The sequence below is a fragment of the Pseudomonas sp. RAC1 genome, from assembly GCF_030658255.1.
Taxonomy (GTDB): domain Bacteria; phylum Pseudomonadota; class Gammaproteobacteria; order Pseudomonadales; family Pseudomonadaceae; genus Aquipseudomonas; species Aquipseudomonas boreofloridensis.
Genome location: NZ_JAUTXS020000002.1, coordinates 1 through 10,573, shown reverse-complemented (window position 1 = coordinate 10,573; position 10,573 = coordinate 1). Strand labels below are relative to the sequence as shown.

General features: G+C 61.0%; 15 protein-coding genes. 12 read left to right on the top strand and 3 right to left on the bottom strand.

Annotated features, from left to right (window positions below; genetic code table 11):
* The 4 genes from Q7C30_RS00115 to Q7C30_RS00100 form a co-directional block, all read left to right on the top strand.
* Positions 1-240 (top strand): hypothetical protein (locus Q7C30_RS00115; protein ID WP_317870140.1); only part of this gene is annotated, 240 nt, incomplete at its 5' end.
* Positions 241-301: 61 nt separating this feature from the next.
* The gene (locus Q7C30_RS00110) at positions 302-541 is read left to right on the top strand and encodes a hypothetical protein (RefSeq protein WP_116889526.1); all 240 of its coding nucleotides are present in this window, start codon (positions 302-304) and stop codon (positions 539-541) included.
* A gap of 5 nt (positions 542-546) precedes the next feature.
* On the top strand, positions 547-948 hold the full coding sequence (locus tag Q7C30_RS00105; RefSeq protein ID WP_116889528.1) for an Arc family DNA-binding protein: 402 nt from the start codon (positions 547-549) through the stop codon (positions 946-948).
* On the top strand, positions 948-1,199 hold the full coding sequence (locus Q7C30_RS00100; RefSeq protein WP_116889530.1) for a hypothetical protein: 252 nt from the start codon (positions 948-950) through the stop codon (positions 1,197-1,199). The genes Q7C30_RS00105 and Q7C30_RS00100 overlap by 1 nt, the downstream gene beginning before the upstream one ends.
* A 375-nt stretch (positions 1,200-1,574) precedes the next feature.
* Here Q7C30_RS00100 and Q7C30_RS00095 read toward each other — a convergent pair whose 3' ends face one another.
* The 3 genes from Q7C30_RS00095 to Q7C30_RS00085 all read right to left on the bottom strand — a co-directional run bounded on the left by Q7C30_RS00095 (position 1,575) and on the right by Q7C30_RS00085 (position 4,711).
* Positions 1,575-1,829 (bottom strand): ogr/Delta-like zinc finger family protein, encoded by a 255-nt coding sequence (locus Q7C30_RS00095; protein WP_317870139.1) that lies wholly within the window; start codon positions 1,827-1,829, stop codon positions 1,575-1,577.
* Between the two features lie 70 nt (positions 1,830-1,899).
* The gene (locus Q7C30_RS00090) at positions 1,900-2,760 is read right to left on the bottom strand and encodes a phage portal protein (RefSeq protein ID WP_317870143.1); all 861 of its coding nucleotides are present in this window, start codon (positions 2,758-2,760) and stop codon (positions 1,900-1,902) included.
* Complete coding sequence (locus Q7C30_RS00085; protein ID WP_317870142.1) at positions 2,672-4,711, bottom strand: terminase family protein; 2,040 nt, start codon at positions 4,709-4,711, stop codon at positions 2,672-2,674. Before Q7C30_RS00085 ends, Q7C30_RS00090 begins: the two co-directional genes overlap by 89 nt.
* Before the next feature lie 160 nt (positions 4,712-4,871).
* Between Q7C30_RS00085 and Q7C30_RS00080 the strand changes: the two genes are divergently transcribed.
* The 8 genes from Q7C30_RS00080 to Q7C30_RS00045 form a co-directional block, all read left to right on the top strand.
* Positions 4,872-5,849, top strand: coding sequence for a GPO family capsid scaffolding protein (locus Q7C30_RS00080; protein WP_317870138.1), 978 nt, complete (start codon positions 4,872-4,874; stop codon positions 5,847-5,849).
* Positions 5,849-6,868 carry a phage major capsid protein, P2 family gene (locus Q7C30_RS00075; protein WP_317870137.1) on the top strand — a complete coding sequence of 340 codons (1,020 nt, stop codon included), beginning with the start codon at positions 5,849-5,851 and terminating at the stop codon, positions 6,866-6,868. The genes Q7C30_RS00080 and Q7C30_RS00075 overlap by 1 nt, the downstream gene beginning before the upstream one ends.
* Positions 6,865-7,602 (top strand): phage terminase small subunit, encoded by a 738-nt coding sequence (gpM, locus tag Q7C30_RS00070; protein WP_317870136.1) that lies wholly within the window; start codon positions 6,865-6,867, stop codon positions 7,600-7,602. The genes Q7C30_RS00075 and gpM overlap by 4 nt, the downstream gene beginning before the upstream one ends.
* Positions 7,603-7,698: 96 nt before the next feature.
* Complete coding sequence (locus Q7C30_RS00065) at positions 7,699-8,160, top strand: head completion/stabilization protein (RefSeq protein WP_317870135.1); 462 nt, start codon at positions 7,699-7,701, stop codon at positions 8,158-8,160.
* Complete coding sequence (locus Q7C30_RS00060; RefSeq protein WP_317870134.1) at positions 8,157-8,612, top strand: phage tail protein; 456 nt, start codon at positions 8,157-8,159, stop codon at positions 8,610-8,612. The genes Q7C30_RS00065 and Q7C30_RS00060 overlap by 4 nt, the downstream gene beginning before the upstream one ends.
* A gap of 25 nt (positions 8,613-8,637) precedes the next feature.
* Positions 8,638-9,279, top strand: coding sequence for a phage virion morphogenesis protein (locus Q7C30_RS00055; protein WP_116889547.1), 642 nt, complete (start codon positions 8,638-8,640; stop codon positions 9,277-9,279).
* An 11-nt stretch (positions 9,280-9,290) separates the two neighbouring features.
* Positions 9,291-10,406, top strand: a complete 1,116-nt coding sequence (locus tag Q7C30_RS00050; RefSeq protein ID WP_317870133.1) for a DUF2586 domain-containing protein — start codon at positions 9,291-9,293, stop codon at positions 10,404-10,406.
* 6 nt (positions 10,407-10,412) lie between these two features.
* Positions 10,413-10,573 (top strand): phage protein (locus Q7C30_RS00045; protein WP_317870141.1); only part of this gene is annotated, 161 nt, incomplete at its 3' end.

Below are 10,573 nucleotides of genomic sequence, written 5' to 3'. Positions count from 1 at the left end.
GTTATCTACACCGTGGACGGGCACGAGGGAGAGATGGCGATGCCTGGTCCATATCTGCTGGTCGCCCAGCCCGAAGACATGGCAGAGCTTGTAGCCAGCCTGCATTGGCGCACTCAGCCCATACCCCCGCCCTCATGCACGGTTCACTTGAAAAGCGTTGATGGGCTCGACCTGGGGGTGTTCGAGGTCAAGGGCGAGACCCGAGCGGTATTTACGGCCAAGGCATTGCGCCAAGGCTGATAGAGACGGTGCCAAGGAGTTGCAGCTCCCTGGCACCCGCCACCAAAACGAGGAGAAGAACATGCAAGTACTAACCCCAAGCGGTAGCGAGCCGAAGGCTACCACAACGCATCGTCACCTGCAGGCGGTAGCCCAGGTGGGAGGGGCGTTGATCGGCTTTCTCGTGATGAAGACACCGGCGGCTCGCAAGCAGCTGGAAAACGCGGCATCCACGGCCTGCCAGCAGGGCGAACTGTCCGAGACCGACGCAGCCGTGGTGCAAAGAGCGCTAGCCAATCAGCCAAACACAATTCGCAACTGAAGGAGATCACCATGCTTAAACCAGCTTCCACATCATCCCGAGACGCGGACAAGTTCGTTGTGCGGCTGCCTGACGGCATGCGCGACAGAATCGGAGACGCGGCACGGGGCAACAACCGCAGCATGAACTCCGAGATCATCACCCGCCTGGAACGCTCTCTGACCACTGATGGAGCTGAAAGCAAAGTAGGTGAGGCACTGATGATCTATCTCCCACCTGCGTTGCTCAGTGACCTCGACACTCTGGCCAAGGAGAACGAGCGATCGGTGAATGCTGAAGTCACCTACCGGCTCAAGCAATCGGCGGTACTGCAGCAGCTGTCCGACGAGCAGGCCAGGTTGCTCGGCATTCTCAGGCGCCGCATTGAGGAGCTTGAGAACCGACTGACTGTGAAGGGGGCGGCGTGATGTTGATCGACGGCAACCTGGTACCAGTGACAGAGATCGAGATCGAGGAAGCACGTCGTCAGTTGGCGCTGCCCGCCGACTTTCTCCTGGTGCAGGCCACCCAGCAGCTCTACCACAATTCAGGCAATGGAATGATCGTCATCCGCATGCCTGCAGATATGTTCGTTGTAGGGTTTGAAAGTCGGTCAGGGAATTCTAAGTTCGGCGTAGTACAAATCAACTCACTCAAACACAAAATCAAACAAGACTAACCAATCAATACAACATATGGGCGCCTTGGGCGCCCATTTTTGTTTACAGTTACAGAGCAAGCCAATAAAGCACACCTTCAAGAACTAATTCTCACAACTTAACAAAACTTTCAAGTTACAAAATTTTCTTGACTGACAAGATCCTGAACAACAAAATATGGGCCATGTGCCATTGAGTAAAACGGAGTTCAACATGACACACGCAGCGCCCTGCCTCACTCAGCTCGCTGACGACATAGAATCGCATGGCAATATGCTTGCACTTCTCACAGACATTCATAGCAGCGAACTTTCACACCGTGGCCGCGTAGGTCTATTACAGCTTTCGGCAAGTCTGATGGAAAATTTCGATGACATTGAAATTCGCTTCAGAATTTATCGAACTTCGCTGAGACTCAACTGTTGAAAAAGCTCCTGTCGTCTGGCCATGCTCATGCCGCTTAGCCGGTCAAACACAAGGCGGTCCATCATTTGCTCCGAGGGCCTGAGGGTGTGCGAGAAGGTCAGATGCGACACCCACCGGTGCCCGCACTCCAAGCAATCACAATAAAGGCTTACGAACTCATTGGAGATATCGTTCCTTGAAGAAATTCGCCCCTTGCCACCGCATTCTTTACAGTAAACCCGCATAGCCCCACCCCAATGTTATTCCGGTGCTATTTTGCCACAACTAGCACCGGGAGCGTTGACAGTACCGCTTTTAAAGTTGTGCCTGCGGTGCCTCTCTCCAGGCAATCCGGCGATCTTCCCGCAGTACTTCGTTGACTTGATCGAACAACTGACAGATGGGTCTGATTTCGTTGCTGGTGTACACACGATCAATTTTCTCGATGTCGCCGAATCCACCAGAGTTCTCGGGAATGATGCCAGCCAATGCAGGATTCATTCGCCAGGCGGCGATGATATCGTTCCGAGTGATGTTCTTCACTTTCTCCAGCTCATCCTTGGCTTGGAAGTCTCCCACCGGAATAATTTTGATCGCGTTTTCATGCCCACCAGGTATGTTTACAAACATCGAGCGGAAGTTACCCACCCCCTTACTCGCGCTGATCTGGGCCCGAAGGTTTTCTTCGTCTTCCTCGGACAGGTTGGGGTCGTTGGTGTAGAAGATGTAGCCCGCGTGCGCACCATTGCTGTAGTAGCGTCGGCGGAACAGGGTCGCCGCTTCGTTGAGCAGCAGCGCCTGCAGGCCGCCCAGGTAGTCCGGTATGCCGTAGATATTTTGCTCAACATCGTAGTCCTTGATGTGGACGATCTCGTCCGGGTCGTACTCCTCCTCCTGCCCGTTCTGCAGCAACATGACGAAACCGCCGTCCACCTTTACGCGCATGTTGATCGCCGGGAGGTGCTCGAGCTCCAGGACATGCCCCAGGAAGTTCTCGTGCGCCAGGAAGTACGCCTCCCCGAACACCATGTAGTCCAGGGCTGCACAGCTCATCGTCTGAGCGCTGCAGCCTTCTGACGGGATGAACTCACGCAGCAGCAGGTTGCGCTTGAACTTCGGGATGGCGCCGTGGTGCGCGTTTGCGCGCAGCAGCTTGGCCAGGCCGACGCGAGACACCGGCGGTTTGTACAGGCGTCCGTCGTCGGTAGGAAAGATGCCCAGGTACTCGCCGATATTGGCCGTCAGCACCTGCTCTGGCTCCCCAAACGTGAACACGCGTGTGGGCTGTTGCGCCGGCGCTTGCGGGGCTTGATGTCTTCTCTGTCGTTTGGGCATAGCTTCCGCTCGTCAGGTAGCGGCTCTTGCGCCGCTTGTTGGTGTTCAAGGGTTCGTTGTAAAGGGCGTGCATCACTGCCCAAGCGATGTCGGCGTGTCCGGTGGCCTCGGTCCTCGAGGCGCTGAATGTGATCTGGCCGCCGGTGGTAGTGCCGCGCTTGATCGTCAGGAACGCCTGCGCGATATCGGTCCACCCTGCGTCCCACTCGATTCGCCCGGCGCGAATCACGTCCTGGGCCTTGAGTACCAGCGTCGTTTTCGTCTCGAGGCTGTAATGGATACGCTGCGCACGCGGGTAGAAGTCGCACACCACGTCGTACACACCGATGCCCACCCCGGTGGTATCGATACCGATGTGCTGCACGTTGAAGCGTGTGGTCAGTTGCTTGATCTGCGCGGCCTGGTAGGTGAACGACTGTCCCCGCCAACTGTACTTTTCCAGGATCCTGAAATTGCCGCCTGGCTCAGCCGGCGGTGCGACAACCACGCATGTCGCGTCATCGCGTGTACGGCTTGGGTCGTAGCCGATCCAGACAGGGCTGTCACCGAACGGGCGATCGGCGTCCTGATCGTAGTCGTCCCATAGCATCAGGTCGGAATAGCAGCCTTCCAGATCCTTGAGTCCGAACGCGCTCTGCGTGCTGTCGATGAACTTGCAGTAGAACAACTGCTGGAACTTGTCTTCGTCGTACTCCAGCTCGAGCTGGGCCACGTCGAACAGATCGCAACCGCCGGCAATGGCGTCGTCCAGGGTGATGGTCTTGCGCCATTGGCCATCCGGGCACAGGGCGCCCTGTGTGTATGAAGCCTCCGAAGGCCACTCTCCTGCAGCTTTCTTGCGGCGTTTGTCGTTGCGGAAGGCTTCGCCCGTCCAGAAGGGGTACGCCTGATGGCTGACAGCGCTGGGCGTGGAGAAATAGGTCTTGCGCCACTTCTTGTGTGTGCCCATGGCGCTGGCCACGGTGCTCAGCTTCTCGAAGTCGCGGATCCAGAAGTACTCATCGACATACACGTGCCCGTGGTAGCCCTGGGCGGTGCTGCTGTTCGTGCTCAGGAAGCGCAGCTCTGCGCCGTTGCTCAGCGTGATCGGGTTACCGGTCAGCTCGATACCGAACCATTGCTTGGCGAACTGGATGATGTAGCTGCGGAAAATCTCCGACTGGGCGCGGCTGGCCGACAGGAAAACCTGGTTGTCGCCAGTCAGCACGGCATCCATGAAGGCCTCGCCGGCAAAGTAGTATGTCAGGCCGACCTGTCGACTTTTTAGGATGTTGCGTAGCCTGCAGGTAAGCGGATTCTGCTTTGCCGCGAACAGCTCCTGCTGGTACCGATACATTTTGGAGATGAACTTATCCAGGAAGTCCACCTCGGTCAGACCGCTGATGTCGTTCTTGGCCGGCTTCTCTCGCTTCTTCCCACCGCCGCCGCGCCGCTCACGGCGCTGGCCTTGCTCCTGAACGGCCTGCCCTTGCGGTGACTCGCTCCGCGCCGCCGGCACCGGGGGCTTGCTGGCCTGCTTGATAAGCTTTTCACGCACGGCAGTGAGCCGGTCCAGCTCGTCCAGGTCGCCCTTCGTCAGCGTTTCCTGCTTCTCGCAGATGAGCGTGATCCGCCGGCTGATCGCGGTCAGTGGCTCCTCATCGGTGAGCATGTCGTCCCAACTGCCCTGGCGTATCCAGTAGTAGATGATCCGCACGTTCGGCAGCTTCAACTGAGCCTGGATTTCCTTCACCGATGCACGGCGTAGGTAGAGGCGTTTGGCGGCCTCTTTGACTTCGATGGAGTAGTTCATGGGCCGCAGTCTATGCGGCGAAAAACCCGAAAACGCGGCATAAAACTGCAGGAAATTCCTAGATCCTCGAAATAGGAATTTCCTGCAGTGAAAGCGTTTGGCCGGTGTCGATCGGCTCCCTATCTTGGCGCTCATCGACCACCACCGAGCGCTTCAACCGATGCCCAGATCCCTTGTCTCCTACTGGAAACGCGTAGCTGTCAGCGGCCCCACCGCCGACAACCGCGAGATCACTGTCCAGGAGCTGGTCGATTGCGCTGAGACCTACAAGCTGTCGGTCTACACCGCTGTGATCTGGAGCGAGCACGAGCGCTGGCCTGGCTCCCACGGCACCGTGTTTGCCGTGCGCCTGGTTACAGAAAACGACGATCCCGAACTGCAGCCCGGCCAGGTCGCTCTCGAAGCCCAACTCAAGCCGAACGACAAGCTGCTGCACCTGAATGACCAGGGCGAGAAGCTGTTTAGCAGCGTCGAGATCACGCCCAACTTCGCCAACTCGGGCCGCTTCTATCTGACCGGCCTGGCCGTGACCGACTCGCCGGCCAGCCTGGGTACTCAGGAGTTGTACTTCTCCAAGCGTGCCGGCAAGGGCAAGCGCTACGCGAAAACTTCCTACTACTGCTCTGCCGTAGAGCTGGGCTCCCTCCGCGAGGGGAGCGAGCAGCCGGGCGAGCTGCGCCGCTTTTTCAACGCCTTGACCGGCCTTTGCAAGCGCTTCGCCGACACCACCTCCAACACCACCTCACCCGACGAGACCAAACCGATGGATGAAGCAACAGCCAAGGCGCTCAAGGCGCTGTATGACCAATTCGTGATCCTGCTGGCCGGCCTGCAGGCCGTACTGGAGCCCGTGGTGGAAGAAGTAGACACCAGCGAGAACCAGGACGCCGTCGAGGCCGTGGGCGCCGCTGTCCAGGACGTGGTCGATGAGGCCGACGAAAACCGCGAGTTCAATCGCAAGGGCGGCAAAGGCGCCAAGGACGGCAAGAACAAGGACGAGGTCAAGGAACTAAGCGCCCGCGTCGAGGAGCTGACCGAGACCATGACCAAGATGTTCAACACCGCATCGAACCGTCGCCCGACCAAGCGCAATACCGGTCCGGCTGACGGTAAGAAACGTGGCGGGGGTCTGCGCTGATGGGCGCCCTGTCGAAACGCGCTGCAGCGGAGTATCTGCAGCTCCAGGAAGACCTTGCCGAGGCGTACAGCATTGATGACGCCACCCGTACCTTTGCTGTGGAACCGACCCACGCCCAGGAACTGAACGAGCAGATCACCGAGCGCATCGACTTCCTCGCTCGCATCAACGTCGTGCCCGTCAGTGAAATCAAAGGTGAAAAGGTGCTGCTCGGCCTGAGCGGGCCTGCCACCGGCCGGACTGACACCGACCAGAACGACCGCGAGCCGCAGCACCTGCTCGACCTGAAAAACAATCTGTACGAGCTGTTCCACACCGAGACTGATGTGGCGCTGAAATTCGCCACGATTGACGCCTGGTCGAAGTTCCCCGAGTTCGCCCAGAAGTACCTGGCAGCGGTGCAAAAGCGCATCGGTCTAGATCGGATCTTGGTCGGCTGGCACGGCACACATGCTGCGAAGCAGACCAACAAAGCCAGCTTCCCCATGCTGCAGGACGTGAATAAAGGCTGGCTGCAGATCGCCCGCGAACAGATTCCCGAGCAGGTGCTCAAGTCCGCAGATCCTGCGAAGAAGTTGCGGATCGGCAAAGGCGGCGACTACCAGAATCTGGACGAAGCGGTACACGACGTCGCCCAGATGATCGATCCGGTGTTCCGCGACGAAGGCGACCTGGTAGCCATCATCGGGGCGGATCTCCTGGCACACGAAAAGGGCAAGCTGTACGCCGCCCAGGGCCAGACCCCGACCGAGAAAGAGCGTATCGAGGACGCGCAGGTGATCGCCACCTACGGCGGCAAACCTTCGTTCCTGATCCCGTTCTTCCCACCGAAAGGGATCCTGGTGACGTCGTTTGACAACCTGTCGCTCTACTTCCAGGACACCAGCTGGCGTCGTCACCTGCTCGAAAACCCGAAGCGCTCCCGCGTCGAAGACTACAACGGGCGCAACGAGGGCTACGTGATCGAGCAGTTGGGCAAGTTCGCCTACCTGGAATCCGACTCGGTGGAGCTGGTATGAGCCTCGCCCTGGAGCACAAGCGCCGCCTGCTCGCCCAGGGCACCGCTGCAGTAGCCCAGGTGGCCGCTGCAGCTGCCCTGCCGTACTCACCTGGTGAGGCCCTGAGCAGCCCGGCCAACGCTCGCAAGCACCTGGCGCTGATGGTCGCCGGCCTGGACGAGGATCTGGCGCGCCTGAGCGCGATCAACGGCCTGGCCAGCCGCCAAGAGCTCAAGCGCAACGAGCTGCTGCCCAAGTACCAGGAATACGTCCAGCGCTACGTCGAATCCGGCCTGGTCTTTCCGAACCGCGTCCTGGTGCAGGTCGTGATCTGGCTGTTCGACACCGTCCAGTTCGAGGATGCGCTGGAGCTGGCGGATATCGCGATTGCCCAGGGCCAGGAGTTGCCCGAGCGCTTCAGTCGTCGCGATATCCAGACGTTTGTCGCTGATGCGATCTGCGAGTGGGCCTATGACGAGTACAAGGCAGGCCGCAGTCCTGAGCCGTACTTGTCCGACTTGCTTCCGCGTGTGGACGGCGAGTGGCAACTGCCGGAACAGATCCCGGCCAAGTACCACAAGCTCATCGGCATTCGTGCCGTGGAAGCGAAGGACTGGGCCAAGGCCATCACGCACCTGGAGCGCGCCACACGGCTGTATCCGAAAGTCGGCGTAGACACCCGGCTCGAGAACGCTCGCAAGGCCCTGCGCAAAGAGCAGGCCAAAGCGGCAGCGGCGGCGGCTCCCACCGCATAACGACTACCCCCCCAGCGGGAACCCGTGAAACGAGACGACCACTTGTGGCCCCGCCCCGTGGCAACGGTGTTTCCCGCCCTTTTCGAGTGACCAGCCATGAGCTTTTCAGGCAAACCCGCCACGATTGTGGAACAGACCATCGAGAACAACGGCTTTTGGCCGGACCTCTCGCTGGCTGAATACCAGAAGGCTTACCGCCTGCCGGGCGAGTACCTGAGCGAGGTGCTGGTCACTCAACTTGAACTGGCCATGGCCGAGGTGAACCAGGATCTGCGCAGGCTGGCGACCAGTTGGCAGAGCCTGGGCATCACCGAGGTAGCCACCGCCGATACACGTCTGCTCGAGGAACGCGCCTTCAAGGTGAAGCTGTACAAGCGAGCCGTGTACTGCCGGGCCAAGGCCACCGCCCTGACCGACTATGCAACCGTCACCCGGCGCGAAGTTGCCGAGAACACCGGCAAGGAGGCACCCGAGCGGGCCGACCAGTACTTGGCGTTCAGCCAGCAGGCGGTCCGCGCCCTGCAGGGCCGCAGCCGCATCACGGTGTCGCTGCAATGAACGGCCTCAAAGGACTGACCGCCTACCTGCTCGAGCGCGAGCTGGTACCACAGGAGCAGTTGGAGTCGTACAGCGAGCAGGTGGACCTGCACCTCGTTTGGGCAGAGACCGAGCGCGGCCTGCACATGGGCGACATGCGCTACCGCGCTGTGTTCAACCTGGAGCGTTTCAACGGCCACCCCGGGCGCCTGATGGCCCTGGTAGGCAGTTGGCTGGAAACCCACGATCCGGACCGCCACCGGCATGACCTTGCGGCGCCGGCGTTCGCGATTGAGCCGCTGGACCTGGGCAACGACCTGTTCGACGTGGAGCTGGTCCTGGACTTTGTCGAACCGCAGTACCTGGCCGAAGACGACAACGGCGAAATCCAGGCCTTTGGTAGCACCTGGTCGTTCATCCCGTTTGATCTGTGGCTTGCCGAACAGGGCGAGGTGGTACGCCGTGGCCAGTAGGGTTTTCTCTCAAGATGTACGCGGAATGCTCGGCGTCCAGGACCAACTGGCCCTGCTCAAGCTGCCCCCGCAACTGCGCCGGCGCCTGCTCAATCGGGTTTCCAAGCGTGTGCGCACCCTGAGCAATAAGCGGATTCGTGCCCAGCAGAACCTGGACGGGACGCCGTTCGTGCCGCGTAAGCGCAAGGAACCCGGGCAGAAACGCATGGAGGCCGGCCTGGGCAAGCTCCTGCAGGTGACCCGCGTAGACCAGGACGAGGCCGTCCTGGGATGGCGCAACGGCCTCACAAGTTGGGTCGCGGCGCAGCAGCACAACGGGGCGTCCGAGCGCCGCACGGCGCGCCAGATGCGCAAGTGGAACAAGGTCGAGCCCGGCGCCAAGTCCACGCCCAAGCAGGCCAAGCGCCTGCGCCGCCTGGGTTTCCGCGTGCGCCAGGAGGGTAAGAAGCGCCTCACCCGTCCACCCGTCGCCTGGATCCTCGAGCACGTCAGCTTCATGCAAGCCGGCCTGCTGATCCGCGTCCTGGACGAAGAGCAAGGCGAAACCACCGGTGCCGAGAGCTGGGAAATCAAGCTCCCGAAACGCCAGTTCCTGGGAGCGAGCGCCCAGGAGTCCAGCGCCCTGGTCGCCCAGGTCATGGAACAAATCATCCATTCACCCCGCTAACGAGGCACCCCATGGCACTCGGCAAAGTCAGTACCAACAATCTCAATCGCGGCCAGGGTGCCGTGACCGAGATTGAGCGCTATTTCCTTTTCATCGGCCCCGCCGGCAAGAACGTCGGCAAGCTGCTGCCGCTCAACACCGACAGCGACCTGGATAACGACCTGGGCGCTGCAGGCAGTGACCTGAAAACCCAGGTCATCGCAGCCCGAGCGAACGGCGGCGACCGCTGGGCCTGCCTGGCTGCGCCGATCGGCACCGAGGGCGACTGGGCCACCGCCCTGGAGCTGGCCCAGCAGCAAGGCTTTTCGGTCGAGGCCGTGGTCATCACCAAACCGGTGACCGCCGGCGCCGAGCTGCTGGCCATGCACACGGCCGCCGAGCAGCTGAACGCAAAGTACGGGCGCCGTTCGTTCGTGCTGGCCGCGTCCGCCGGCATCCTGCCGACCGCGACCTGGTCCGAATACCTGGTCGAGCAGAAAGCGATCACCGCCGGCATCGCCGCGCCCCGGGTTGTCGTCGTGCCGCAGCTGCACGGCAATGACCTCGGCGTGCTGGCCGGGCGCCTGGCCAACGCGGCCTGGAGCATCGCCGACAGCCCAATGCGCGTGGCCAGCGGCCCGCTGCTGGGCCTGGGCGCGATTCCCCAGGACAAGGAAAACGTCCCGCTGCCGTCTGCGATCCGCAGCGAGCTGGACAAGTCGCGGTTCTCTGTCTCCCAGACCTACCCGGACTATGAGGGCGTGTACTGGGGCGACGCCAACCTGCTGGACACCGCCGGCAGCGACTTCCAGGTGTTGGAGTACCTGCGCCTTGCCGACAAGGCTGCGCGCCAGGTCCGGCCTTTGCTGATCCGCCGCATCGGCGATCGTCGCCTGAACAGCAGCGCCACCAGCATGGCCACCAACACCATGGCCCTGATGGCGCCGCTGCGCCGCATGGCCAAGGCGGTGAAGTTCGCCGGCGAGGTCTTCCCGGGCGAGATCCAGACGCCCAAGGACGGTGACCTGGTCATCGTTTGGAAGAGCCGCACACAGGTTGAGGTCTTCCTGCAGATCCGCCCGCACAACTGCCCCAAGGACATCACCGCGAACATCGCGCTGGACCTTTCCCAGGACGCCCAGGAGTAACCCCCCATGGCCAAGATCAGTGGCAAGAACTTCGATATCACCGTGGGCGACCTGATGATTCACGTCGAAACCGCGACCCTCGATATCACCGACAACAGCGCCGTGGCGCAGACCAAGGGCGTGCCAGACGGCTGGGTCGAGGGCGACGTGGCCGCCAGCGGCGAGCT